Source organism: Paenarthrobacter sp. CAP02, from assembly GCF_040137855.1.
GTDB lineage: Bacteria > Actinomycetota > Actinomycetes > Actinomycetales > Micrococcaceae > Arthrobacter.
Genome location: NZ_JBEEII010000001.1, coordinates 485,837 through 509,586 on the forward strand (window position 1 = coordinate 485,837; position 23,750 = coordinate 509,586).

The following is a 23,750-nucleotide window of genomic DNA, read 5'->3' on the forward strand; positions in this document are numbered from 1 at the left end:
CCTAGGAGCGCCAGCGGGTGGTCATCAGGAAGCCCACAATCGCAATACCGAAGCCGGCCACGATGTTCCATGACGCCCAGTCCCGAACCGGGAACTGACCCTGAGTGATGTAGAAAGTGATGATCCAGAGAAGTCCGAGGATCATGAGTCCGAACATCACGGCCTTGTACCAAACCGGGTTGGGCTTGTACTGCTTCGCGGCCGAAGTCTGCGGGGCCTGACTGGTGGGCCGCTTGCGGGGCTTGGACTCGGGCACGGATCCTCCTGCTGTTCGGTTGGCACCCGTTTCGGCCAGCCTTGGTATCCTGCAGGAAGGAAATTTCCAGCGGTTATCGGCCACACGGCGTTCCGGGTTCGTTCTAGCTGTCAAGTCTAGCCGCAACTCAGGTGCAGCCCGCGCCGCCCGTGCACTATCCGAGGAGACCCTGTGGCGCACCAGCAGATGACGGCTGACCCGGCCGTGCCGTCCCGCCGCAGCGACAAGGGAAGCCATCCCAAAAAACGGCTCCGCGCTTCCGATGTTATCCGGAAGATCAGCCAGATCCTGGGCGAACTCCTCATTACGGCAGGGGTCGTCCTGTTGCTGTTCGTTGGCTGGGAACTATGGTGGACCAACGTGGAAGCTGACGCCAAGCAGACTGAAGCGATCCACGACTTCGCGCAGGAATTCAAGGGTCCGCTGGCCCCCACCGCTCCTGCTGATCCCGCGAATTTCGGTCAACCCGTAGTGGGAACTGCGCCCGGATACGGCAAGACGATCGGCATCATGTATGTCCCCCGTTTCGGCGCGGACTACACGAGGCCCATCATCGAGGGAACCGATTCCGGTGTGTTGGACACGCTGGGGCTGGGCCACTATGGAAGCACCAGCATGCCCGGCGCCCTGGGCAACTTCGCCGTTGCGGGCCACCGGCAAACCCACGGCGCCGTCCTCGATAACATCCACACCCTTGTTCCCGGGGACAAGATCTATGTGCAAACGGCCGACGGGTACTACACCTACGCTTTCCGGAACAACCAGATCGTCACGCCGGACCGAACGGATGTCCTGATGCCTGTCCCTACCCAGCCGGGTGCGCAGCCCAAGGAGAGTATCCTCACCATGACCAGCTGCAACCCCCGCTTCGGGTCCCAGGAAAGAATCATCGCCTACTCGTTGCTGGACAGCTGGCAACCTGCCTCGGCCGGTCCGCCGTCGGAAATCGCCGCCCAAGTAGCCAAGGCAAACGGAAAGGGGTAGCGGATGTACGCGTGGATCTTCCGTAATCTGCCCGGGCCCGTCTGGGTCAGGATCGTGACATGCTTGGTACTGGTGGCCGTAGCACTGGTACTGATGGTGGAGTTCCTCTTTCCATGGTTTTCCCAATTCACCGCTTTGACTGACTCAACGATTGGTTTACTGCAACAACCATGAGCACAACAAAAATCCTTGTAGTGGATAACTACGACAGCTTCGTTTACACCTTGGTGGGATATCTGCAGGAGCTTGGGGCAGAGACCACGGTTGTCCGCAATGACGACGTCACACTTGCTGAGGCAATCGAGCTCGCCTCTACCCGCGACGGCGTCCTCGTCTCGCCGGGTCCCGGCACCCCTGCTGAGGCCGGCGTCTGCATCGAGCTCATTAAATGGTGCGGGGAAGCCGGCAAACCCATGTTCGGCGTGTGCTTGGGACACCAGGCCCTCGCGGAGGCCTACGGCGGTGTGGTGACGCACGCGCCCGAGCTCATGCACGGCAAGACTTCTCCGGTACGGCACGAAGGCAAAAGCGTGTTCAGCGGCCTCCCGTCGCCCGTCACGGCAACGCGCTACCACTCCCTGGCGGCTGTGCGCGATTCCATCCCGGATGTCCTGGAAATCACCGCTGAAACCACCAATGGCGTCGTGATGGGCCTGCAGCACAAGACTGCTCCGCTGTGCGGCGTCCAGTTCCACCCGGAATCCGTGCTGACGGAAGGCGGCTACCAGATGCTGGGCAACTGGCTCGAGTCCTTGGGCATGACCGGAGCCGCGGAACGCGCAGCCAAGCTGAGCCCGCTGATCAAGCAGTAAGGACGTAAAGTACGGCCGCATTCGGTACCGGAAGCGTGCGTCAAAGCGACGGAGGAGCAGCACGCGGAGGTCGGCGGATAGCGACAGCGCCGGCCGCTACTTCTTGGTGGGCGTCGGCTTCGGCGTGGCTTTGTCCGTGTCGGTCGGAGTCGGCGTTGGCGTCGGGGTGGGTGTAGGCACTACCGGAGCCTTGGCTACTGTCACGATGACTGTCTTGCCTTGGTCCACTTCGGTATTGAACGCTTCGCTCTGACCCGTTACGGTGCCGGCCGCCACCTCGGAGTTCTCCTGCTCCACCACCTGCATGACCAAGCCGTTGGCTTTGAGGGCGCCTTCTGCCTCTGCCAGCGGAAGTCCGATCAGCTGGGGCATGAGGACCTTGCCGGAAGAAATCTGCAGTTCCACCTTGGATGACGCGGCGATGGCTCCGCCGGGTGCTGGTCCTGTGTTGATGACCAGGCCCACGGGAACGGTGGCGCTATGTGTGCGGACCGAAACGATGTCTCCGGTAATGCCCAGCTTGCGCAAGGCCTCCCGGGCGTCGCCTTCGGTGCGACCCACAATGTTCGCTGGGATGGTTACCGAACTGGGCCCACTGGAGATCTTCAGGATCACCTCGGCGTTCTGGTCCAGCATGGCTCCGGCTACCGGTGCAGTCCCGATGGCCATGTCCTTGGCGACACTGTCGCTGGGTTCGCGCACACTCTTGGGAACCAGCTTTGCCGAGTAGATCTCCTGGATTGCCTGGGACTCGGTCATGTTGGTCACCGCAGGAACAGAAATCTTTGCCGGGGGCGGTGGCTGCATATTCATGAGGCTGTAAAGCCAAAAGCCGCCGCCGGCAAGCACCAGGAGCGTGAAGATTACCAACGTGGCGGTCCAGGCCCGACGGCGGGACTTCTGCCGTGCTGTTGGCTCACGTTCTGCTGGGAGGCCCAGGGGCAGTGCTTCCTCTTGGGCTTGCTCTACGGGTTGGTCCTTGAACTGGTCCACGTCAAGGAAACCCACGGCCGTGGCACTCAAGAGCTGCGTGGCAGGGTCTTCCGGTTCCACGAGGTCGTTCGGGTCCGTGGGGGCCTCGCTGGCCGGCAGGACCGGAACGGGGATGCCGTTGCTGGCTGCGCGCAGTGCTCGTCGGAAGGATGCGGCGTCCTGGAAACGGTCTGTCCGGTTCTTCTGCAGGGCCTTGGCCAGGACGGAGTCCAGTGCCTCGGAAACGTCAGGATTGTGGGCGCTGGCAGGGTCAGGGGTTTCGCGGACGTGCTGGTAGGCAACGGATACGGGACTGTCGCCGACAAAAGGGGGCCTGCTGGTCAGCAGCTCGTACAAGAGGCACCCGGCCGAGTAGAGATCGCTCCGGGCATCCACCGTCTCGCCACGGGCCTGTTCCGGTGAAAGGTACTGTGCTGTCCCCACCACGGCCTGGGTCTGCGTCATGGTTGCCGCAGAATCAGCCATGGCCCGGGCAATGCCGAAGTCCATGACCTTCACATCCCCGGTATCCGCACAGACCATGACGTTGGCCGGCTTGATGTCCCGGTGGACGATTCCTGCCCGGTGGCTGTACTCCAGCGCTCCGAGGACTCCAAGCGTGTAGCCAATGGAGTCCTCGACACCCAGTTCGTTCGCCTTGATCATGTCGCGCAGGGTCCGTCCGGAGACGAACTCCATCACGATGTAGGGCACCCGGACGTCCTCCCCGGGGCCGCCCGGCACGGAGTATTCGCCCGTATCGAAGATGGCCACGATGGAGGGATGGTTGAGCGCCGCCACAGCCTGGGCTTCGCGCTTGAACCGAGCCTGGAACTGTGGATCGCGGGCAAGATCGGCACGCAGCACCTTCACGGCAATGGTCCGACCCAGAACAGTGTCCGTGCCGCGATAGACGTCTGCCATGCCACCCCGGCCTATGAGCTCACCGAGCTCGTAGCGGGAATTGAGGATGCGCTGTGAAGACACAGGTGTGCTCTCCTCTCGATGTGCAGGACCGGGCCGGGGCGTGGACATGATGGCTTACTTAGTTCTTCGGGTTTCCGGAAGCGCTGGGGTTGGCGCTCGGGGTGTTGGGGTTGGTGGGAGCAACGTTCTTGGCCAGGAAGTACGTGACTGTGGAACCTGCATTAACCTCGGTTCCTGCCGCCGGGGACGACCGAACGAAGGTGCCAGGCTGCTGGCCCACGGCGCCGTTGACGGGATCCCCCGGGATCCACTTGAGGCCCGCGCCCTCCAAGGTAGCCCTGACCTGTGCTTCGCTGGCACCGGGAGCGATGGTGGGAACAGCAACCGTCGGCGGAGCCTGCGGACCCTTCGAGTACTGGACGGTGATGACCTCGCCCGGCTGAACGGCACCTGAAGGGTCAATGCCGGTCACGATCCCTACAGCAGCTTGGTCATCGAAGACCTGCTCCCCTCTGACCTGCAGTCCGAGTGCACCGAGTTGTGCACTGACCGTGTCGAAGGGCTTGCCGAGGTATTCCGCAGGGATGAGGTTGATGGTCTGCGGCGTTGACTGCGTGGGTGAAGGCGCCTCGGACGTTGGCGTAGTCGAAGGCTTAGGGGAAGCCGACGTCGGTGTGGGACTTGCACTCCGGCTGGGGCTTGTAGAGGTGATCTCGCTGGGTGCAGGGCTGGGAGAGAAGAATCCGGACTGTGAGATCAGGAAGCCAACCAGCGCAAAAAGTACCAACAGGATCAGGGCAACGAGCGGCCACGTCCACGGACTGCGCTTCTTGCGTTCCGGCTCGGGGTCGTCGAAGTTTTCGTCATCGGTGTAGATGACTTCCTCTTCGTCGTTCAGTTGGCGTTCCGCTTCCAGCGCGTTGGCACGGGTCAGGGCGTTGTCAGAGGATGCAGCAGCAGCCCCCAGTGCAGCACCGGCGGCGCCGGCGCCCAGCACCGGAAGCGCGGAAGTCGCCGTCGACGATTGCTCCTTGCCGTAAGGCGAGGTGACGACGCCGGTGGGTGCCGTTGCGGTATCGACGGGCGCCGTGATGGGGCCAGTGGTGCTTTCGAAGAGCAGCATCCCGGGAACGGCAGCGTGGGCGGTGGCGATGTCGCCGTTGCGGATGGCCTCGGCCGCCTCAGCCAGCTTAATGGCGTTGGCCGGGCGGTTCTTGGGGTCCTTGGCCAGCATGGACATCAGGAGTGCGCGGACAGGCGTCGGCAGCGTCTCCGGCAGGGGCGGCGGTGCGTCGTTGACCTGGGCGAGGGCAATGGCGATCTGTGATTCCCCGGAGAACGGACGGTGACCCGTCAGGCACTCGTAACCGATAACACCCAGCGAGTAGATATCCGAGGAGCCGGTGGCAGTCTGGCCGGTGGCCTGTTCAGGAGCCAGGTACTGGGCGGTACCCATGACCTGGCCGGTCTGGGTTAGCGGCACCTGGTCAGCCAGGCGCGCGATGCCGAAGTCGGTGACTTTGACTCGGTTGTCCGGGGTGATCAGCAGGTTGCCCGGCTTGATGTCGCGGTGAACCAGGCCCTGGGCATGCGCAACCGCGAGGGCGCGGGCAGTCTGGGCGATGATCGAAAGAGTCATGTCCGGGGACAGAACCTGCTCGCGTTCCAGGATGCCACTCAACGGGTGGCCCGGTACGAGCTCCATGACGAGATACGCCGAACCGGCCTCCTCGCCGTAATCGAAGACGTTGGCGATGCCTACGTGGTTGAGGAGGGCTGTGTGGCGCGCCTCGGCACGGAAACGCTGAAGGAAGCCGGGGTCCCCCGTGTACTCCTCTTTTAGCACCTTGATGGCTACGATCCTGCCCAGGATCTGGTCCTTGGCCTTCCAGACCTCGCCCATGCCGCCAATCGCAATGCGACTGGTCAGCTGGAACCTGCCGCCGAGTGTGATTCCCGAAGTAGGCCTCACTTATTCAACACCGCCTCAAAAATCTTCTTTGCGTTCGGACTGGTTAGCTTGGCACCGCTGAGCACATCCACACCTTCCATGACGATGGTGACGGCCACTTGCGGGTCGTTTGCCGGGGCGAACCCGGTAAACCATGAGTTGTTCAAACCTGAATCCCCCAGCTCCGCGGTTCCGGTCTTGCCGGCCACCTTCACACCGGGAACCGCTGCACCCTTGGCAATGCCGTTGTCCACCGCACTGGTCATCCACTCAGTGATCTGGCTGGCGATGGGGGCCGTGGTGCTGGTGCGCAGGGCCTCAGGTTTGGTTTCGCTGATGACGCGAAGGTCCGGAGCGCGAACAGTCTTCACCAGGCTCGGCTTCATCTGCACCCCGCCGTTGGCGATGGCCGCCGTCATCAGGTTGATCTGGAGCGGGGTGGCCTTGACGTCACGCTGACCTACAGCCGACTGGGCGAGCTGTGCCTGGTCGAGGTCCTGGGGGAAGATGCTGGGTGCCATCTGGAGCTTGAGTTGATCGCCGAAGTTCTCGCCGAAGCCGAATTTCTTGGCTTGGTCGCGGATGGCATCCTGGCCAAGGTCCAGCGCGATGCTGGCGAATGGCGTGTTGCAGGACTGCTCCAAAGCAAAAACGAACGACGCCGTCTCCCGGACGTTGCAGTTACCGCCGGCGTAGTTGGGGAGGCTCGCGCTGGAACCCGGCAACGGCAGGCTGGAGGGGTTGGGAAGTTCGCTGTCCTTGTTGTACTTGCCCGAGTTCAGTGCCGCTGCGGTGTCGACGAGCTTGAAAACGGACCCGGGCGAGAGCAGGTTGCCGGTAGGCCCACTGACGTTCTGGTTCAGGTTGATCCCTGGAATCTGGTTCGCAGCGGCGTAGCTGGCGTCCGCAGTTGCCCTGTCGTGTGACGCGATCAGGTTGGGATCGTACGACGGCTTGGACACCATGGCCAGGATCGCGCCAGTTTTGGGGTTAGTGACAACGATTGAGCCGCGCTGGCCGTCGGGAATGAGGTCGTAGGCCAGCTTTTGGATCTCCGGATCCAATGTCAGCTCCACGGAAGCACCCTTGGGCTCATTGCCGAGGAACATCTGGCTGAGGCGGTCCAGGAAAAGCTGGTCGGAGTTTCCGGCAAGGGTATCGCCCATGGACTGCTCCAGGCCGGTGGATCCGTAGAACTTGGAGAAGTATCCGGTGACACCTGCGTAAAGCTCGGGCTGGTTGTACTTGCGCTGGAAAGCGCAGGACTCTGTCCCGGGGACAGACTCCGCAACCGGCTTTCCACCCACGATAATGGCACCACGGTCATTGCAGAACGATGCGAGGATGGCGCGCTGGTTCCACGGGTTGGAGTTGAGGTCATCGGCCCCAATGACCTGGACGTAGCTGATGGCACCGAGGATCAGCGCGAACATGGCGACGGCGGCCATCCAGGAACTGCGGATTGCCTGGTTCATTGTTGCTTCACCGCCTCTGTTGGTGCGCTGGGTGTCTGGCCTGTGGCCGGTTTACGGACGACTGGGTTGCTGCCGGTTGCTGGGGGTTTGTTGACCATGGGGGTTGTATCCACGGGGCCGCGGGCGGTATTGGAGATCATCAGCAGCAAGCCGACGATGATCCAGTTGGCCAGCAACGAGGAACCACCCGCAGCCAGGAACGGCGTGGTGAGGCCCGTCAGGGGTATCAGGCGGGTGACGCCGCCGATGACGACGAAGCACTGGAGGGCAATGGCAAAGGACAAGCCGCAGGCCAGCAGTTTTCCGAAGGCATCGCGTGTTCCCAAGGCGGCGCGGAAACCGCGGGTGAAGAGCAGGAGATACAACATCACCACGGCGAACAGGCCGATCAAGCCGAGTTCTTCGCCGATAAGCGCCACGATCATGTCGCTGTTGGCGAAGGGCACCAGATCCGGTCGGCCCTGTCCAAGTCCTGTGCCTACCAGACCGCCGTCAGCCATGCCGAAGAGGCCTTGGACAATCTGCCCACTGCCGCCGGGCGATCTGCCGAAGACTTCCGGGGTGAATGCGTTGATCCAGCTGTCGATGCGGAATGCCACGTGGGAGAAAATCTGCGAGGCGACGAAGCCGCCGCCCAGAATCAGCAGGACGCCGATAACCACCCAGGAGATACGGCTGGTGGCCACGTAGATCATGACGATGAACAGGCCGAAGAAGAGGATGGAGGAACCGAGGTCGCGCTGGAAAACCAACACGCCGATGCTCACCAGCCAAGCGGTAATCATGGGGCCGAGGTCCTTGAACCGCGGGAACTGCATGGGACCGATCTTCCGGCCGGCCAGGAGGATCAGGTCACGGTTGGACGAAAGATACCCGGCGAAGAATATAGCCAAGGTGATCTTGGCGATTTCACCCGGCTGGAAGGTCATGGGTCCAAGCCGGATCCAAACGCGTGCGCCCAGGATCTCACCGGCAGAAATGCCAGGGATCAACGGCATAAGCAGCAAGAGCGCACTCACTGCCAGCGATATATAGGTGAAGCGGCGCAGGACACGGTGGTCCTTAAGGAACCAGATCACGGCAATGGACACAGCCATCGCGATGAGGGTCCAACGCAGTTGATTATTGCCAGTGTCATCCCCGGGTCCGTCCATCCGGTGGATGAGGGCCAAGCCGAGGCCGTTCAGGGCCACGACGATGGGAAGTATTACCGGGTCTGCATATTGGGCGCGCAGCCTCAGCACCACGTGGAAGGCCAGGGCGGCCACCGCGAGAAGGCTGGACTGGAACCAGAAATCGCTGTCCAGCCCAACTTTCGAGTTGATACTTACCAAGGCGCTGGCACCGATACCCACGGAAAGTGCCAGGACGAGGAGGATCAGCTCAACATTCCTGCGGGGCTTGGGGGCGGTTTCAACCTGCGTCATTTGGCCGCCTCACAGGATGTGGGGATGGGCGAGGGGCTCGGGGTCGCGACTGCGGCGGTACTGGGTACGGGAACGCTGATGGTCGGCGACGGCGTCGGCTTGGGCCCCTTTGTGGGGCAGTTGGCTGAAGCACTGCCCGTATTCTTCAAGTTCTCCACAATGCCCTGGGCATCGTGGAGGTCGCCCGCGGGCACGGTCTGGCGTACGCTCTGCTGGCCGTATTCCGGCAATGAATCCACCCTGATATCTGTGACGGCTTCAAGCCGGGAAAGCTGAATGGGGCCGAGCCTCTGGGAAATTCCGTTGAAGATGGCTACCCGCTGGTCGTATTCGCCCACGTAGTACCGGGTTTGGGTCCACGCATAGCCGAGCCAAAGGCCTACTACGACGCCAAGGACAACGACGGCGGCAACCGCCGGCATCAGCCATCGAACGCGACGACGAGGCGGCTCCTCAGCGTCCGCACGGTCCTGCTCGGCTTTGTGGGTCAGGACCGTTGCCGCGCGACGGGCCACCGTTCGGCCCGCGACAGTTGGAATTGATCCGGTCTCCGCTGCCGTGGCCGCTGCTCCAACCAGCTCGTGGGGGCGGCTGGCGAGTTCCTCGCGCAAAACCTCCGCGGACAGATGCTCGCCAAGATGGGGGTCGGTAGTGGCCGGGGGTTCTCCCGAATCGGACGATTCGGATGATTCCGCATCCTTGTCCGTCGTGGTCGGGTCGCCCGCGCTGAAGGACGATCCAGGCTCTGCGATCTGGGCAGCCTTCGCAGCGGGGCTGTCCTGGGAGTCCTCAGCAGCTTTGCTTGCGGCGGGACCGTCCGGTGACTTGGAGGCGGTCACTGAGTCGGCTTCGTCGTCGAACGAGGCAAGCGCCGCTGCCGGGACGATGTCGACGGCGGCCGTGCTGACGTCGTCGTCGGTCTCTTCCGCTATTTCCAGCATCACTACGGTGACGTTGTCCGGTGCGCCGGCTTCCAACGTGAGGTCAACCAGGATGTCGGCGCATTCGCGCAGGTCCTTGGTCTCGCGCACCATGCGCTCCACCACGTGGCCCGCAACGTAATTGAGGCCATCGGAGCACAGCAGCCAGCGTTCGCCGGGTTCGACGTCCAGGACATCCAGATCCAGCTCGGGACTGGCATCGACGTCGCCGAGTACGCGCATCAGGACGTTCTTGTGGGGATGTGTTTCCGCTTCTTCGGGGCGAAGGCGGCCTTCATCGATGAGGCGCTGCACAAACGTGTGGTCAACGCTGACTTGCTCAAATTTCTTGTTGCGCAGGCGGTAAGCGCGGGAGTCGCCAATGTGGGCGAAGTGGAGCTTGCGGTCCTCGAGCAGCAGGGCGGTGACCGTGGTGCCCATGCCGGAAAGCTTGGGGTTTTGGTGGACGAGCTCGGACAGCAGCGAGTTTGCCGTCTGGATCTCGTCGGCCAGGACACTGTCTGCGCCCTCCGGATAGTTGTCATGATCAAGGTGGATCATGTCCAGGACCGTTGAGGCTGAGGCGACGTCACCACCAGCGTGGCCACCCATGCCATCGGCCACGACAGCAAGATGGCGGCCCACGTATGCGGAGTCGTCATTCTTGGAGCGGATCCGACCGACATCCGAACGCGCGGCGTAGCGCATGATGAGCGGGCGCTCCGCGGGCGTGTCCTTGCCGTCGGGGGTCTCGGGGGCGGCCATGGACTACGGCCTCAATTCAATGACCGTCTTGCCGATCCTCACGGGGACGCCAAGTTCAACCGGCAAAGCGCGGGTGAGCTGTTGATCGGCCAGGTAGGTGCCGTTGGTGGAGCCAAGGTCCTCGATGAACCAGCGGCTGCCCTGCGGGAAGAGGCGGGCGTGACGCCCCGAGGCGTAATCGTCCTCGAGGACCAACGTGGCTTCCTGTGCACGGCCGAGCAGAATGGGGCTCGCTGCCAAGGGGACCGTAGTGCCCTTGAGGGGGCCTTCCGTGACCACCAAAGTGCGTGCATGCTGGATTGGCGGCGGCGGTGACGCGGCCAGTTCCGGGTGCTTGCGTACTTCCCGGGCTGTGGGAACGCCCGTCACGGCTTTGCGGCCAATCTGGAAGTCGCGGCGCATGGTGGACACGATGCTGAAGATCAGGATCCAGAGCAGCAGGAGGAACCCGAAGCGAAGCGCTGTAATGGTCAGTTCGCTGATGTCGTTCACGCGTGGCCACCCGGGGCTTGGGGGAGGAGGCGGAAAATGATCTTGGTACGTCCCATCGTGATGGTTGAGCCGTCAGTAAGCTCTACGCTGCCGTTTACCTTGTGTCCGTTGACGTAGCTGCCATTGGTGGAACCCATATCGACGGCCCACGTGCTGCCATTCTCGGTGCGGATCTCAAGATGCTTCCGCGAAACGCCGGTGTCATCCACAAGAATGTCGGCTTCCGATGAACGGCCAAGCACTACTGACCGGGCATTGAGGGAATATCGCTGTCCACCGATGTCGAGGACGGGCTGGAGACGGGTGGGCTGCCGGGCGGGAGCTGCGGGAACATGGCTGCGAGGGGCCTGGACGGCCGGCGTTGCATCATTCGACTGCTTCTCGGTCCGGGAGGTGATTTCAAAATGGCCGGCGCGCTCCTCATCGTTACGACGGAACGAAATCCGGACAGCACCCTGAAGCGTGTAGCCCTGGCTGCGGACGTGCTGGATCACAACATCGCACAGTTCCTCGGCCAGGGGAGTTCCCCACTCCTGTGCCCTTGCGAAATCCTCATCGCTCAGGAGGACATCGAAAACATTGGGAGCCAGGGTGCGGCCCGCGGCGATGGTGATGGACTTGTTGTCCAGTTCGCGCCTTAGCTTGCTCGCGATCTCCACCGGTTCAACACGTGCCCGCGACCCCGTGGAGAAGACGTTTCGGACGGCTTTTTCAATGCCGCGCTCGACTTTGTCCAGCAAACCCATGGTCGTTCTCCTTTCCTTGCCGCGGCACCTGTTGTGCCTGTCCGATAGTCCGAGTGCGCACACAGCGAAGTGCGCGCCTGACGGCCCTTCCACTCCCCGATACTACTGGGACTGACTGGGAATGGCCTTAATCCACAACGCCCTACGACCCGGAAAAGTTCTCTCCGGGCCCTTGCTGGCGCGGCTGCCGGGGCGAGAAATTTCCGTGGGATTCAGCCGTTGTTGAGGGAATTTTGCCGGGTGAAGGTGGTGTGCGGGACCCGCTTGGCGCCCCGATTGGTGTTTTCAAGCGAATGTCCGTTATGCTTGATCTCGCTGCTTTTGAAGGAAACAAAGCTGGGAAACCTGCTGAAGTCCGGAAAAAGAAGTTGCGCGCGAGTGGCGGAACGGCAGACGCGCTGGCTTCAGGTGCCAGTATCCGAAAGGGTGTGGGGGTTCAAATCCCCCCTCGCGCACGCAAAGGAAAGAGCCCCGGTCTTAGGATCGGGGCTCTTCTGTTTTGTCCTCTTACCTTTACGCCCACAAGGTCGTTGGCAACCCGCTCATCCGTTGCTGGGCAACAACGGATATACGGGCCAGCCACGGGGATGCAGCGCAGGGATTTCGAACAAGGGCCGGATTTGGCGGTCCGACGTGGGCCAAGGGTGCGCGGGGTGAGCCGCGCGGAACTGTCAGCCGCGCGCGGAACCCGTGAACCGGCGTCGTGAGTTATTCAGGTGCAGGCGCATCGCTGCCGCGGCAGCCACCGGATCTCCCTCCGCGATTGATGTGTATATAGAGGTGTGCTCGTGGACCACCTGCGCGAAGCGCTCCGGGGAGTCCTGATCCTCGGTGGTGACCAGGCGCGGGCGGGGCATCGTGATCATGGTTTGTCCCAATGCTGAGATGCAGTCCGTATAAAAGGGGTTGCCGGTGGCGGCCGCAATGGCCCTGTGGAATTCGAAGTCGGCCTTCATGGAGTGGGCCGGGTGGCCTGCGCTGGCGATGAATTGCTCCAAGGCGCCGTGCGCGGCCTTGAGCTGGCGTTCGCTGTGGTTGCGTGCGGCCAGGGAAGCGGCTTCTGTTTCCACCCCAACGCGGAAGTCCAGCATTTGCAACCGGTCCTCCATGCTGGAGACCGGGCGGGTTCCGGGCGCCGGCGAGGGACCGTCGGCGGGCGGAGTCAGCGCAAAGCTGCCCCGCCCACGTTCGGTTTCAACAAGTCCCTCGGCCTGCAGCCGGGTCAGGGCCGAACGGACGACGGTCCTGCTCACCCCGAATTCGCTGATGAGGGTGTTTTCGCTGGGGAGCTTCTCACCTGGCTGGATGGCGCCGTCGACGATGCGGTTTCGAAGGTCGGCGGCGAGATCCGCGGTCAGGTTTCGGCTCATGGGTTCAAGATTACGCGCCGAACTCCACGGCTTCGTTTGTCCAGGCGCGGGCCTGCCCGCTGAGTGTGACGCCCAGTCCGGGACGGTCCGGGACGATCATGCGGCCGTTCTTGGTTTCGAGGCGCTCCTCGAACAGCGGGTCCAGCCAGTCGAAGTGTTCCACCCAGGGCTCGCGGGGATACGCCGCGGCCAAGTGGAGGTGGATTTCCATGGCAAAGTGGGGCGCGAGGCCCAGGCCTCGTTCATCCGCGAGGGCCGCGAGCCGGAGGAACTGGGTGATGCCTCCGACCCTGGGCGCGTCCGGCTGGATGATGTCGCAGCTGTTCGCGTTGATAAGGCCCTTGTGTTCGGCCACGGAGGCCAGCATTTCGCCCGTGGCGATGGGGGTGTCCAGCACCTGGGCCAAGTGTGCGTGGCCTTCAAAGTCGTAGGCGTCCAGGGGTTCTTCAATCCAGACCAGGTTGAATTCCTCCAACTGGCGGCCCATGCGCAGGGCGGTGGCCCTGTCCCACTGTTGGTTGGCATCCACCATGAGTGGCACGTCCCAGCCAATGTGTTCGCGGATTCCAGCGACGCGGCGCAGGTCTTCCTTGGAATCGGGCAGGCCCACCTTGATCTTGATGCCGCCGATGCCTTCATCGATGGACTGCGTGGCGCGTTCCTTGACCTCGTCCAGGGTGGCATTGAGGAAGCCGCCGGAGGTGTTGTATGTCTGGACGGAGTCGCGGTAGGAACCCAGCAGCTTGGCCAAAGGGAGTCCGGCGCGCTTGGCTTTGAGGTCGTAGAGCGCGATGTCAATGGCGGCAAGGGCCTGGGTTGCCACCCCCGAGCGTCCCACCGAGGCGCCGGCCCAGAGGAGCTTGGTGTAGATCCTGCCGATGTCGTTGGGGTCCTCGCCGATGATTCCTTCCGCCACTTCCTTGGCGTGGGCATACTGCGCAGGGCCGCCTGCACGCTTGGAGTAGCTGAAGCCCAGGCCGGTGTGTCCCTGTTCCGTGGTGATCTCGGCGAAAAGGAACACCACTTCGGTCATAGGTTTCTGGCGGCCTGTGAAGACCTTGGCGTCGCTGATCGGCACGGTGAGGGGAAGCGTGGCGGTGGATAGCTTGATGTGGCGGATCAGATCTACGGTGCTCATGGTTCTCCTAAGTGGTTTCACTTAGAATACAAGTTGGTTACTTATTCTACAACCCTTTCTGCCGATCAAAACCCACTGCGCCTTCACCGGGCAGGCGCAGCCCGAAGACCTAGGGGGCCGCGGGCGACGCCGGAACGTCAGTCGTCATCGTCGGCGTGGGAGACCGGCGGCCACCTTGCTGCGCCGCAGTCCCCGCAACCACAACCAGGGCGACCCCAACAAGCTGCAGGACGCTGGGCGCCTGGGCCAGAACGAGCACACCGATCAGCACGCCAAACGCCGGTTCAATGGACAGCAGCGTGCCAAAAGCGGTGTGTGTCATGCGCCGGAGGGCAAGCATCTCCAGCCCGAAAGCAATCACCGGAGTTATCAGCGCAATCCCGGCTGCAACAGGCAGCACCCACCACTCAAGGGATCCTCCGAGGACCTGCGGCAAGCCAATGGGCAGCGTGGCCAGGGCGGCGACCGGAATGGTGAGCGAGAGTCCGCTGATGCCACCGAAACGATCGCCAACATGTTGGGTGAGTACGTTGTACAGCCCCCAGCATGTCCCGGCCGCAAGGGCGAATCCCACGCCGGCCATGTCGATGGTGCCGTGCCACGGCTCCGTCAGCAGCACCACACCCATGAAGGCGAGGAGTGGCCAGATAAGCGCCTTCCGGCGCTTGCTCATGAGGCCGGCCACGGTGAGGGGACCCAGGAATTCGATGGCGACGGCGGTTCCCAGTGGGATGCGCTCGACGGCGGCAAGGAAGAATGTGGTCATGAAGCCCGTGACCACTCCGAGTGCGATCAACGCGGGCAGGTCGCGGCGTCGCAGTGACCGGATGGCCGGACGGCTCACCAGCCACAAAAACACGACGCCAAAGCACATGCGCAGCCAGGCCGTGCCTGCGGGTCCCACCTGGTGAATGACTGCAACAGACAGGGCATTCGAGAGCTGCACCGCCATCATCGCGGCAACGGCCATTGACCATGGCGGCAGGCCGCCGATGGTGCCGGACAAACGGTCACGCATTCGGGGTCTCCGTCCGATGTGCTGCGCCGACCCCTGGTTCCAGGACGGTCAGGGTGAACCGAGTGCGCTGCTGGGAGTCATTGGAGTACGCATGGCCGACGTCGCCAAAGAAGGTTAAGGCGTCGCCCATGCTGAGTACGTGGATTTCCTCCGAGACGCTCACCGTCAGCGAGCCTTCCAGAACCTGCAGCAGCTCGCGGGTACCGGCGGAGTGCGCTTCGCTTTCGTGCCGTTCGCCGGGCGCCAGTGTCCAGTCCCAAAGCTCGACGACGTCGGGAGACTCGGTGCCCGCGACCAGGACGCCGCGGCCTCCGGAGGGACCGGTCCAGAGCACGGTGCCCTCACCGGACCGGGTGATTTTCGCCGACCGCGATGCTGGAGGCTCAACCAAGGCGGGTAGCCCGACACCCAGGGCATCGCTGAGCCGCAGCAGGGTTCCGATGCTCGGATTAACCGCACCCTGCTCCACATTGACCACCATGCGGCGGCTGACCCCCGCAATTTCCGCCAGTTGGTCGAGTGTCCAGTCCCGGCCCTTGCGTTCCTGTTTTACGCGTTCGCCGATTGCCCGCGCCAAAGTTTCTGCATTGTCTTCCACAAAGTGCAGCATAGTGCACTATCTTGGCAATGAGTATTCCGCGGTGAATCTGAAGGGGCGGCCCCCTCGCCAAACGTCAGGCGCGCAACGCCCCGAAGCCGCTGATCAGCGCCTCGAGTCCCAGGCTGAAGGCAACGTCAGTGGGGCGGGCATGCTGTTCCAGTGCCAGTCGGTCCACGGCCGCGGTGAAGTTGGGGACCTGGCTGGCGAGGCTGCCGGCGTCGAAAATGTCGTCCGGAGCGGTGACGTCGTACGCGGCGCCGAACACAAACGCTTCAAGCGCTACGATCGCGGAAATGATGCGGTCCTCGGGGAACCCGGCTTCGCGGAAGCCCGCAGTGACGGACTCGTACATGGCGAGTGTCTTGGGGGCGTTCGCAACGGGCAGCACCGCGATGATCGGAATCAGGGGAGTGTGCTCAGAGAAGACATCGCGGTAGGACCAGGCCCAGCGACGAACGGCGGATTCCCATGGTTCGCTGCCGAATGCCGAGACGTCCACCATCGCGGCCAGGTGGTCCATGAGCAGGATGAGCACGTCGTCCTTCGAGGAGACGTGGTTGTACAGGGCGGATGGTGCGACACCCAGTGAGCGGGCCAACGCGGCCATGGTGAGTCCGTTGTAACCCTTGGTTCCGATCAACTCCAGGGCCGCCGTCGTGATGCCGCCCTGGTCCAGGACCGCCGCCGTTGGCCTGCCGGCGCGGCGGCGTACAGGGCGCGCCGGAGTGGCGGACGTTGCGGGAGTCGGTGCGGGCATCGGGAGCCTTTCTGCTGCCTGTGTCCCCAGCATTATTCCACCGGGTCTTCACAGCCGGGGTCAGGGCGGCTACTATTGGATATAAATGAATGGCATTCATTTATTGGTCAGCCGCCACCGGACGGCCACGGAGAGGACATCATGCAGAATCTTGATCGCGACGTTGTAATCGTCGGTGCCGGACCGTCAGGGTTGACGGCGGCACGCGAATTGAAGAAGGCCGGACTCAGCGTCGCAGTGCTCGAAGCACGCGACCGCGTGGGCGGCCGCACCTGGACCGACACCATCGACGGCGCCATGCTGGAGATCGGCGGCCAGTGGGTTTCACCGGACCAGACGGCCCTCATGGCCCTGCTGGAAGAGCTCGGACTGGAGATGTACTCGCGCTACCGCGACGGCGAGTCCGTCTACATCGGCGCCGACGGCAAGCGCACCCGGTACACCGGCGACTCCTTCCCGGTCAACGACACCACCAAGGTCGAAATGGACAAGCTGGTGGCCATCCTTGACGAACTGGCTGCCGAAATCGGCCCCACCGAGCCCTGGGCCCACCCCAAGGCACGCGAGCTGGACACCATCTCCTTCCACCACTGGCTCCGCCAGAACTCCAGCGACGAGGAAGCCTGCAACAACATCGGCCTCTTCATCGCCGGGGGCATGCTCACCAAGCCCGCCCACGCCTTCTCCGCACTTCAGGCAGTACTGATGGCTGCTTCTGCGGGCAGCTTCAGCCACCTGACGGATGAGGACTTCATCCTGGACAAGCGCGTGGTGGGCGGCATGCAGCAGGTCTCGTTGCTGCAGGCAGCAGAACTGGGTTCCGACGTCATCCTCAACAGCCCTGTGCGCACCATCAACTGGGAAGACAACAAGGTCACCGTGGTGTCCGAGCAGGCCACGGTCAACGCGCGCTACGTGATCATGGCTGTTCCGCCGAACCTCTACTCGCGTGTCTCCTTCAACCCGCCGCTGCCGCGCCGCCAGCACCAGATGCACCAGCACCAGTCGCTGGGCCTGGTCATCAAGGTGCACGCCGTCTACGAGACCCCCTTCTGGCGTGAAGACGGACTCTCCGGCACCGGCTTCAGCGCCGGCGCACTGGTCCAGGAGGTCTACGACAACACCAACCACGGTGACACCCGCGGCACCCTGGTGGGCTTCGTCTCCGACGAAAAGGCCGACGCCGTGTTCGAGCTGAGCGCCGAGGACCGCAAGAAGGCCATCCTCGAATCCATCGCCGGATTCCTGGGCGACAAGGCCCTCACCCCTGAGGTCTACTACGAGTCCGACTGGGGCTCCGAGGAATGGACCCGCGGTGCCTACGCCTCCAGCTACGACCTGGGCGGCCTGCACCGCTACGGCAAGGACCAGCACGCCAACGTCGGCCCGATCTACTGGTCCTCGTCGGACCTGGCAGCCGAGGGCTACCAGCACGTCGACGGCGCAGTCCGGATGGGCCAGGCGACCGCCGCGCGCATCGTCGAAGCCAACAAGCTCGCTTCGGTAGCGGTCTAGCCCCAGAGTTACGCAACCGGCAGTCCGGGGGAAGTGCCGTCCCCGGACTGTCGGCAGCACTGTTTAAGAATCGAAAGGGAGCCATGCGCTACGTAGTGGGGTACACCGCCAACGCGAGGGGGCACGACGCCGTCCACCTCGCCGTAGCGCTTGCCCGGAACCACGATGTGAGCCTTGACCTGGTCCTGGTGATCCCCGAGGACTCTCCCTTCAACGCCGTCTACCCGCCGGAAACCGGCTACGACGACATCCTCAACGAGCAAGCGCAGCGTTGGCTGGACGAAGGCCTGGCCCTGGTCCCGGCGGACATTACCGCGCGGGGCCACATCCGCCGCGGCGATTCCGAAGCCCGGACGTTGATTGATGCCTCCGTGGAGATGGATGCTGCGGCGCTGGTGATCGGAGCCACCAACAGTGGCCTGCTCAAGCGCTTCACGATTGGCTCGGTGGCTGGTGCGTTGCTCCACTCGGCGCCGTTGCCGGTTGCCCTGGCACCGCACGGATACCGTCGCACGGAACCGATCACCCGGATGAGCTGCGGTTTCGGCACGCGACCCGGAGCCGATGAGCTCCTGGACCTTGCTGTGGAGTCGGCGCGTGATCGCGGCCTTCCGCTGCGGCTCGTCTCCCTGTTGGCACTCGACGGCGGTGACTCGCCTGAGCTGCTCGACGCGGCATGGATGCATGCCGCCCAGCGGATTGCCGCCGTCGAAAGTTCATCCGCGGATGAGCTGCTGACTGAACCCGAGATCGTGGTGGCCAAGGGCCGAACCATCGAGGAAGCTGTGGACCGGCTTGACTGGGAAGACGGCGAAATCCTGTTGATCGGCTCCAGCCGCCTCGCCCAGCACCGGGCCACTTTCCTTGGCACCACCGCAAACCGGATCCTGCGTGCCCTACCCGTTCCCATGATTGTGGTCCCCCGCGACTACACGCGACAAAGCTCATAGCAATCGCCTGAGAGGCAATACCCATGTCAACTGCACCAAAGACGGTCCAGTCGAAAGAATCTTCCCTGAGTGAAAAGGGACTGAAAGCCGGATCGGTGGGCCTGATCGGCGCCGTCGTGATCGGTGTTTCCTGCATCGCGCCCGCCTATACCCTCACCGCAGCGTTGGGCCCCACGGTCTCGGAAGTGGGCGTGCATCTTCCCGCCATCTTCCTGGTGGGCTTCAGCCCCATGCTGCTGGTGGCGCTCGGTTACCGCGAACTGAACAACGCAATGCCCGACGCCGGCACCTCCTTCACGTGGGCGACGCGCGCCTTCGGGCCGTGGATCGGGTGGATGGGTGGTTGGGGGCTGATCGCAGCGACCATCATCGTGTTGTCCAACCTTGCGGCCGTTGCAGTGGACTTCTTCTACCTGATGCTCGGCCAGCTTTTCAGTAATCCGTCCCTAGCGGACCTGAGCAAGATTCTGCCCCTGAATATCGCCACCACGTTGGTGTTCATCGCCATTGCGTGTTGGATTTCCTATCGTGGAATGGAGACCACCAAGGGCGTGCAGTACGTGCTGGTGGCCTTCCAGCTGCTGGTCCTGGGCTGGTTCGCAGTATCGGCGTTCGCGCACGTTGCCAACGGAACCGCGTTTGATGCCACAGCCATTTCGCCCGACTGGTTCAACCCTTTCGCGGTGGACTCGTTCTCGCAGTTCGCAGCAGGTGTGTCGCTCTCGATCTTCATTTACTGGGGCTGGGACGTCACCCTGACCATGAATGAGGAAACCAAGAACCCGGAGAAGACCCCGGGCCGTGCCGCAACCATCACGGTGCTCGTCATCGTCATCATCTACATGACCGTTGCGCTGGCCACCCTGTCTTTCGCGGGCGTCGGTGACACCGGTCTGGGCGCCGGGAACCCCGAAAACCAGTCCAGCATCTTCGCTGTCCTGGCGGGTCCGGTGATGGGGCCGTTCGCGATCCTCATGTCGTTGGCCATCCTGAGCAGTTCGGCGGCGTCCCTGCAGTCCACGTTTGTTTCCCCGGCCCGGACCATGCTGGCCATGGGCCACTACCGCGCCATCTCGCCGCGGTTCGGGCGAATCAGCCCCACGTACAAGTCGCCCAGCTTCGCCACGATTGCCGCTGCAATCGCCGCAGCGGCGTTCTACGTGATCACCCGGACGGTCTCGGAAAACGCCCTTTGGGACACCATCACGGCGCTGGGCATGATGATCTGCTTCTACTACGGCATCACGGCCCTGGCCTGCGTCTGGTTCTTCCGGGCCGTGGCTTTCAGCAGCGTGCGCGCCTTCTTCTTCAAGTTCCTTGCGCCTCTGGTGGGCGGGGTGATCCTGCTGGTCATGTTCGTGAAGACCGCCATGGACTCGATGGACCCGGAATATGGCTCCGGATCATCCGTTGGCGGGGTGGGCCTGGTGTTCATCCTGGGGATGGGCGTGATCCTGCTGGGCGTGGCGATCATGCTGGTGATGTACCGGCTGCGGCCCGAGTTTTTCAAGGGCAAGGTGCTGACCCGGGCGTAAACCTGGGGCGCGCCCGCCTCTAGGTGCGCGTTGTGGGGCCCGCTCTGCGCGCTAAATCCACGCTTTGGGGCGCAGAGTGGGCCTCACAACGTAGGTTCTGGGACTCCCGCAGCCCGTTCTGCCGCCGTCAGGGCTTCGGCCAGGCGCTCGACGGCGGACCTGTAGTCCGTGCCGGCGGTCACCTTGCAGTATTCCGCCTCGCGCAGGGCCCGGGCGAGCATCGCCGTTTCGGTGATCCTGACGTCCGACATCGCCGGAAAGTCGATGGTCCGGCCCGGGTCAAGCTCGTAGCTCTGCCACTGCCGGAGGAGGTTCTGGTGGCGGGCGGTGTCCTGGACAAAACCAGCACGACGCCGGGGTTCGGCTGCGTGGATACGCTCCACTTTGCGGATACTCGCCAGGGTTCCGCCAACGGTAGCCACTCCCACCAGGACCATGATGAGGCCGGCGGGGGACCACTGGACTGCCGGGACCAGGATGGCGGGAAGGATCACCACCGATCCTCCGAAGAGGTCCCAGAAGATCCCATCAGGCTCCGGGCCGCGACCATGCACCGCCTTCCTGTGCAGCGCGTACGTGGTTGCTGCGCTTGCCAGAACCAGGGCAGCACCCCAAAGGAGCATCATGGCGGGCATCGGACCACCTCCAGGCGACATCACATGGCTTTGATTTCAGTATGCGCCAGTGCCTCGGTGGGCGCGAGGGCTGTGGTGTCGGACCCGGGGCGTAGCCTTGGCGCATGAGACTGAAAATGTGCAGCATCCATGTCAAGGACCCCGCAGCAGCTCACGCGTTCTACACGGAGATTTTGGGCTTTGAGACGCTTATGGCCATGCCAGAGTACAACCTGTTCATCATTAAGGATCCTGGGGCGGACAACAACAGCTCGCCCGGGTTGTTGCTGGAACCGAGTGACAACCCCATTGGTGCCAACTACATGAACGCCGTCTACCAGGCAGGGATGCCCGCAGTGGTTTTGGGCGTGCCCGATGTGCGGGCCGAGTACCAGCGCTTGCTCGCCGCTGGGGTCACCTTCAAGAGTGAGCCCGCTGAGGACCCCTCCGGCGTCAGCGCAGTATTTGACGACGGCTGCGGCAACTTCGTCCAGCTTCATCAGGATTAGCACCGCTTAAAAAGCAGTGGCCGGGACCCTAGGTCCCGGCCACGCACTGCTGAAGGCTACGCGTGGTCCCGCTTGGAAGACTTGGGGGCGTCGCGCTTGGCGGCGGCGTTCTCCCTGGCTTCCTTAGTCGCGGCTTTCTTGTGGGCCTCGTCCTTAACGCGCTGGGCTTCGCTGCGGACCGCGGCCTGCGTGGCCCTTTCGGTGACCAGCCACTGCGGGAGGGTCTGGAGCAGCTCGGTGATTTCCGCCGTCGTGAGCGCTTCTTCCACGCCGCCGCGGGCGAGGCCACTGATGGAGATGTTCAGCTTCTGCGCTACAACCGGCCGCGGGTGGGGGCCGTTGCGGCGCAGTTCGGCGAGCCACTCCGGCGGGTTGGCCTGGAGTTCGGCGAATTCGTCGCGGGAGATCGATGAATCCTGGAACTCCTGCGGTGTCGCCGGCAGGTAGATGCCGAGTTTCTTGGCAACGGTGGCCGGCTTCATGGACTGGGAGTCTTTGGGAGTCATGCTTCAAGGGTATCTGGCCGGTACTGTGAGTGTGTGCCAGCCGCTGAAGAATCCCACGAATCCGCCGAAACCCAACCGGGCCTCCGGTTCGCCTATGTTGCAGGGGTGACGCCTGGGAAATGGATCCGCCGGTGGGAAGAGCGGATGCCGGACTACCCCTTGCGCGCGTTCATGTCCGACGACGCCGCCCAGCTTTCGGTGCTGCGTGATGGTTCAGCGGACCTTAGCTTTGTCCGGTTGCCCGTGGACCGGGAAGGCCTCAACGTCATCCCCCTGTACGAAGAGCAGCCGGTGGTGGTAGCTCCCAAGGGACACGAGATCTCTGTGTTCGAGGAAGTCGCCCTGGACGACCTTGCCGAGGAAAACTTCCTGGACATCGACGAAATGGGCGGCCCTGACATGGCGCTGCAGGTTGTCGCGTCAGGGGCCGGATTGGCGATCCTGCCGATGTCCGTGGCCAGGCACCTGAACCAGAAGGACACGGTGATGCGCCGCCTTACTGGTGCTCCCGGAACCCAGATCGGCCTTGCGTGGCTGGTGGGCACGGATAATCCGGTCATCGAGGAATTCATCGGGATCGTGCGCGGCCGTACGGCGCAAAGCTCCAGGCAGCCGTCTGCCCAGCAAGAGAAGCCCAAGAAGGTTCCCAAGCCGGATCGCCGCGGTGGCGGTCCCAAGAAGCCCGCTGTCGCGCAGCGCTATGCCCCGAATCCGGACAAGGGCCGCGGCAAGGGTTCGCGCAAGAAGGGCAAGCGCTGACTAGTCCCCGTGGATTGCGGTCTGCTGCTGCTCGGAGCGGTTGAGGTAGGCCAGGAGCAGGTCCCCGGCCTCTTCCAAGTGGCCGGCTTCCAGCGCTGCGCAGATCTGCTCGTTTTCGGCCAGCCAGTCGCTGTAGAAGTGGGCGTTCATGGTGGCTTTGTGAAAGTAGAGCCGCATTTCCGCCAGGATCTGGGCCATGATCGTGTCCAGCCTGTTGCTTTCGGCCAGGGCAACGATCGCTCCGTGGAAATGCTGGTTGGCGCTGCCCAGGCCTTCGTTGTCGTTGGCCGCTGCCGCGCGCTTTCCCTCGTCGACGGCGGCCCTGACGGCAGCGATGCGCTCCGGCGAGCCACCCGCCCGGATGGAGCTGACCTCGATGGCGCGGCGGACGGTGTAGACGTCGTGGATATCGCCGGCCTCAAGGGTGGCGACGTAGACGCCTTTGTTGGGCTGGCGGAGGAGGAGCCGTTCAGCGGCCAGTTCGGCGAACGCTTCACGGACAGTGTTGCGGGAGACGCCCAGGTCCTCGGCGATGGTGGCTTCGGTGAGCTTGGCGCCCGGTACGAGGAAGCCCTCGGCCAGTTGATAACGCAGTTCTTCGGCGACGCGTTCAGCCACGGACGGAACCCGGAGCCGCATCCTGGCGCGGGCGCCATCAAAGCCAGCTTGTTCGCTTGATTCCTGATCTGCACTGGCCATGAAACCAAAATTACACGATTGCCGAAAATCAGGATCGCTGGATTGTTGAACA

Annotated in this window: 23 protein-coding genes and 1 tRNA gene; 8 read left to right on the plus strand and 16 right to left on the minus strand. The window is 63.4% G+C overall.

Annotated elements, in window-relative coordinates; all coding sequences use genetic code 11:
• Window position 1: 1 nt before the first annotated feature.
• The gene (locus tag ABHM97_RS02445) at window positions 2-256 is read right to left on the minus strand and encodes a cell division protein CrgA (RefSeq protein WP_235518085.1); all 255 of its coding nucleotides are present in this window, start codon (window positions 254-256) and stop codon (window positions 2-4) included.
• A gap of 156 nt (window positions 257-412) precedes the next feature.
• Here ABHM97_RS02445 and ABHM97_RS02450 point away from each other — a divergent pair, with 156 nt between their 5' ends.
• Window positions 413-1,240, plus strand: a complete 828-nt coding sequence (locus ABHM97_RS02450; protein ID WP_349469536.1) for a class E sortase — start codon at window positions 413-415, stop codon at window positions 1,238-1,240.
• A gap of 170 nt (window positions 1,241-1,410) precedes the next feature.
• Complete coding sequence (locus ABHM97_RS02455; protein WP_349469447.1) at window positions 1,411-2,052, plus strand: aminodeoxychorismate/anthranilate synthase component II; 642 nt, start codon at window positions 1,411-1,413, stop codon at window positions 2,050-2,052.
• Window positions 2,053-2,148: 96 nt separating this feature from the next.
• On the opposite strand, the gene pknB is transcribed toward ABHM97_RS02455, so the two are convergent.
• From pknB to ABHM97_RS02490, 7 genes are read right to left on the minus strand one after another with little or no spacing between them, the layout of a single operon-like run.
• The gene (gene pknB / locus ABHM97_RS02460; RefSeq protein WP_349469448.1) at window positions 2,149-4,059 is read right to left on the minus strand and encodes a Stk1 family PASTA domain-containing Ser/Thr kinase; all 1,911 of its coding nucleotides are present in this window, start codon (window positions 4,057-4,059) and stop codon (window positions 2,149-2,151) included.
• A 10-nt stretch (window positions 4,060-4,069) separates the two neighbouring features.
• Window positions 4,070-5,923, minus strand: a complete 1,854-nt coding sequence (locus ABHM97_RS02465) for a protein kinase domain-containing protein (protein ID WP_349469449.1) — start codon at window positions 5,921-5,923, stop codon at window positions 4,070-4,072.
• Window positions 5,920-7,377, minus strand: coding sequence for a penicillin-binding transpeptidase domain-containing protein (locus tag ABHM97_RS02470; RefSeq protein WP_349469450.1), 1,458 nt, complete (start codon window positions 7,375-7,377; stop codon window positions 5,920-5,922). The genes ABHM97_RS02465 and ABHM97_RS02470 overlap by 4 nt, the downstream gene beginning before the upstream one ends.
• Window positions 7,374-8,804: an FtsW/RodA/SpoVE family cell cycle protein gene (locus ABHM97_RS02475; RefSeq protein ID WP_257369989.1), complete on the minus strand. Its 1,431-nt coding sequence runs from the start codon at window positions 8,802-8,804 to the stop codon at window positions 7,374-7,376. The genes ABHM97_RS02470 and ABHM97_RS02475 overlap by 4 nt, the downstream gene beginning before the upstream one ends.
• Complete coding sequence (locus ABHM97_RS02480) at window positions 8,801-10,489, minus strand: PP2C family protein-serine/threonine phosphatase (RefSeq protein ID WP_349469451.1); 1,689 nt, start codon at window positions 10,487-10,489, stop codon at window positions 8,801-8,803. Before ABHM97_RS02480 ends, ABHM97_RS02475 begins: the two co-directional genes overlap by 4 nt.
• A 3-nt stretch (window positions 10,490-10,492) precedes the next feature.
• The gene (locus ABHM97_RS02485) at window positions 10,493-10,972 is read right to left on the minus strand and encodes an FHA domain-containing protein FhaB/FipA (protein WP_235518677.1); all 480 of its coding nucleotides are present in this window, start codon (window positions 10,970-10,972) and stop codon (window positions 10,493-10,495) included.
• A gap of 5 nt (window positions 10,973-10,977) precedes the next feature.
• Window positions 10,978-11,727, minus strand: coding sequence for an FHA domain-containing protein (locus ABHM97_RS02490; RefSeq protein WP_349469452.1), 750 nt, complete (start codon window positions 11,725-11,727; stop codon window positions 10,978-10,980).
• 372 nt (window positions 11,728-12,099) lie between these two features.
• Between ABHM97_RS02490 and ABHM97_RS02495 the strand changes: the two genes are divergently transcribed.
• A tRNA-Leu gene (locus ABHM97_RS02495) sits at window positions 12,100-12,182 on the plus strand.
• A gap of 216 nt (window positions 12,183-12,398) precedes the next feature.
• On the opposite strand, the gene ABHM97_RS02500 is transcribed toward ABHM97_RS02495, so the two are convergent.
• The 5 genes from ABHM97_RS02500 to ABHM97_RS02520 form a co-directional block, all read right to left on the minus strand.
• Window positions 12,399-13,097: a FadR/GntR family transcriptional regulator gene (locus ABHM97_RS02500; RefSeq protein ID WP_349469453.1), complete on the minus strand. Its 699-nt coding sequence runs from the start codon at window positions 13,095-13,097 to the stop codon at window positions 12,399-12,401.
• A 10-nt stretch (window positions 13,098-13,107) separates the two neighbouring features.
• Entirely contained in the window at window positions 13,108-14,235 is a 1,128-nt protein-coding gene (locus ABHM97_RS02505) for an L-talarate/galactarate dehydratase (RefSeq protein ID WP_349469454.1), read from the minus strand.
• A 109-nt stretch (window positions 14,236-14,344) separates the two neighbouring features.
• Window positions 14,345-15,253: an EamA family transporter gene (locus ABHM97_RS02510; protein WP_349469455.1), complete on the minus strand. Its 909-nt coding sequence runs from the start codon at window positions 15,251-15,253 to the stop codon at window positions 14,345-14,347.
• Window positions 15,246-15,851 carry a helix-turn-helix domain-containing protein gene (locus ABHM97_RS02515; RefSeq protein WP_349469456.1) on the minus strand — a complete coding sequence of 202 codons (606 nt, stop codon included), beginning with the start codon at window positions 15,849-15,851 and terminating at the stop codon, window positions 15,246-15,248. Before ABHM97_RS02515 ends, ABHM97_RS02510 begins: the two co-directional genes overlap by 8 nt.
• Before the next feature lie 76 nt (window positions 15,852-15,927).
• Window positions 15,928-16,644, minus strand: a complete 717-nt coding sequence (locus ABHM97_RS02520; RefSeq protein ID WP_349469457.1) for a TetR/AcrR family transcriptional regulator — start codon at window positions 16,642-16,644, stop codon at window positions 15,928-15,930.
• A 108-nt stretch (window positions 16,645-16,752) separates the two neighbouring features.
• Between ABHM97_RS02520 and ABHM97_RS02525 the strand changes: the two genes are divergently transcribed.
• From ABHM97_RS02525 to ABHM97_RS02535, 3 genes are all read left to right on the plus strand, one after another.
• On the plus strand, window positions 16,753-18,126 hold the full coding sequence (locus tag ABHM97_RS02525) for a flavin monoamine oxidase family protein (protein ID WP_349469458.1): 1,374 nt from the start codon (window positions 16,753-16,755) through the stop codon (window positions 18,124-18,126).
• An 83-nt stretch (window positions 18,127-18,209) separates the two neighbouring features.
• Window positions 18,210-19,076 (plus strand): universal stress protein, encoded by an 867-nt coding sequence (locus tag ABHM97_RS02530; protein WP_235518064.1) that lies wholly within the window; start codon window positions 18,210-18,212, stop codon window positions 19,074-19,076.
• 23 nt (window positions 19,077-19,099) lie between these two features.
• The gene (locus ABHM97_RS02535; RefSeq protein WP_349469459.1) at window positions 19,100-20,611 is read left to right on the plus strand and encodes an APC family permease; all 1,512 of its coding nucleotides are present in this window, start codon (window positions 19,100-19,102) and stop codon (window positions 20,609-20,611) included.
• Between the two features lie 83 nt (window positions 20,612-20,694).
• Here the strand turns inward: ABHM97_RS02535 and ABHM97_RS02540 are convergent, their stop codons facing one another.
• Window positions 20,695-21,246, minus strand: coding sequence for a hypothetical protein (locus tag ABHM97_RS02540; RefSeq protein ID WP_349469460.1), 552 nt, complete (start codon window positions 21,244-21,246; stop codon window positions 20,695-20,697).
• Between the two features lie 104 nt (window positions 21,247-21,350).
• Here ABHM97_RS02540 and ABHM97_RS02545 point away from each other — a divergent pair, with 104 nt between their 5' ends.
• Window positions 21,351-21,734 carry a VOC family protein gene (locus ABHM97_RS02545; RefSeq protein WP_349469461.1) on the plus strand — a complete coding sequence of 128 codons (384 nt, stop codon included), beginning with the start codon at window positions 21,351-21,353 and terminating at the stop codon, window positions 21,732-21,734.
• Window positions 21,735-21,790: 56 nt separating this feature from the next.
• On the opposite strand, the gene ABHM97_RS02550 is transcribed toward ABHM97_RS02545, so the two are convergent.
• Window positions 21,791-22,240 (minus strand): DUF5997 family protein, encoded by a 450-nt coding sequence (locus ABHM97_RS02550; RefSeq protein ID WP_349469462.1) that lies wholly within the window; start codon window positions 22,238-22,240, stop codon window positions 21,791-21,793.
• A 33-nt stretch (window positions 22,241-22,273) separates the two neighbouring features.
• Here ABHM97_RS02550 and ABHM97_RS02555 point away from each other — a divergent pair, with 33 nt between their 5' ends.
• Complete coding sequence (locus ABHM97_RS02555; RefSeq protein WP_349469463.1) at window positions 22,274-22,999, plus strand: LysR family substrate-binding domain-containing protein; 726 nt, start codon at window positions 22,274-22,276, stop codon at window positions 22,997-22,999.
• Here ABHM97_RS02555 and ABHM97_RS02560 read toward each other — a convergent pair whose 3' ends face one another.
• Window positions 23,000-23,698, minus strand: a complete 699-nt coding sequence (locus ABHM97_RS02560; protein WP_349469464.1) for a GntR family transcriptional regulator — start codon at window positions 23,696-23,698, stop codon at window positions 23,000-23,002.
• Between the last annotated feature and the right edge of the window lie 52 nt (window positions 23,699-23,750).

Excerpts from the sequence above, each read along its gene's own strand:
- ABHM97_RS02455 (WP_349469447.1), top strand. The coding sequence starts at position 1,411 with ATGAGCACAACAAAAATCCTTGTAGTGGATAACTACGACAGCTTCGTT.
- pknB (WP_349469448.1), bottom strand. The coding sequence starts at position 4,059 with ATGTCCACGCCCCGGCCCGGTCCTGCACATCGAGAGGAGAGCACACCT.
- ABHM97_RS02470 (WP_349469450.1), bottom strand. The coding sequence starts at position 7,377 with ATGAACCAGGCAATCCGCAGTTCCTGGATGGCCGCCGTCGCCATGTTC.
- ABHM97_RS02475 (WP_257369989.1), bottom strand. The coding sequence starts at position 8,804 with ATGACGCAGGTTGAAACCGCCCCCAAGCCCCGCAGGAATGTTGAGCTG.
- ABHM97_RS02480 (WP_349469451.1), bottom strand. The coding sequence starts at position 10,489 with ATGGCCGCCCCCGAGACCCCCGACGGCAAGGACACGCCCGCGGAGCGC.
- ABHM97_RS02490 (WP_349469452.1), bottom strand. The coding sequence starts at position 11,727 with ATGGGTTTGCTGGACAAAGTCGAGCGCGGCATTGAAAAAGCCGTCCGA.
- ABHM97_RS02500 (WP_349469453.1), bottom strand. The coding sequence starts at position 13,097 with ATGAGCCGAAACCTGACCGCGGATCTCGCCGCCGACCTTCGAAACCGC.
- ABHM97_RS02505 (WP_349469454.1), bottom strand. The coding sequence starts at position 14,235 with ATGAGCACCGTAGATCTGATCCGCCACATCAAGCTATCCACCGCCACG.
- ABHM97_RS02510 (WP_349469455.1), bottom strand. The coding sequence starts at position 15,253 with ATGCGTGACCGTTTGTCCGGCACCATCGGCGGCCTGCCGCCATGGTCA.
- ABHM97_RS02520 (WP_349469457.1), bottom strand. The coding sequence starts at position 16,644 with ATGCTGGGGACACAGGCAGCAGAAAGGCTCCCGATGCCCGCACCGACT.
- ABHM97_RS02525 (WP_349469458.1), top strand. The coding sequence starts at position 16,753 with ATGCAGAATCTTGATCGCGACGTTGTAATCGTCGGTGCCGGACCGTCA.
- ABHM97_RS02530 (WP_235518064.1), top strand. The coding sequence starts at position 18,210 with ATGCGCTACGTAGTGGGGTACACCGCCAACGCGAGGGGGCACGACGCC.
- ABHM97_RS02535 (WP_349469459.1), top strand. The coding sequence starts at position 19,100 with ATGTCAACTGCACCAAAGACGGTCCAGTCGAAAGAATCTTCCCTGAGT.
- ABHM97_RS02540 (WP_349469460.1), bottom strand. The coding sequence starts at position 21,246 with ATGCCCGCCATGATGCTCCTTTGGGGTGCTGCCCTGGTTCTGGCAAGC.
- ABHM97_RS02545 (WP_349469461.1), top strand. The coding sequence starts at position 21,351 with ATGAGACTGAAAATGTGCAGCATCCATGTCAAGGACCCCGCAGCAGCT.
- ABHM97_RS02550 (WP_349469462.1), bottom strand. The coding sequence starts at position 22,240 with ATGACTCCCAAAGACTCCCAGTCCATGAAGCCGGCCACCGTTGCCAAG.
- ABHM97_RS02560 (WP_349469464.1), bottom strand. The coding sequence starts at position 23,698 with ATGGCCAGTGCAGATCAGGAATCAAGCGAACAAGCTGGCTTTGATGGC.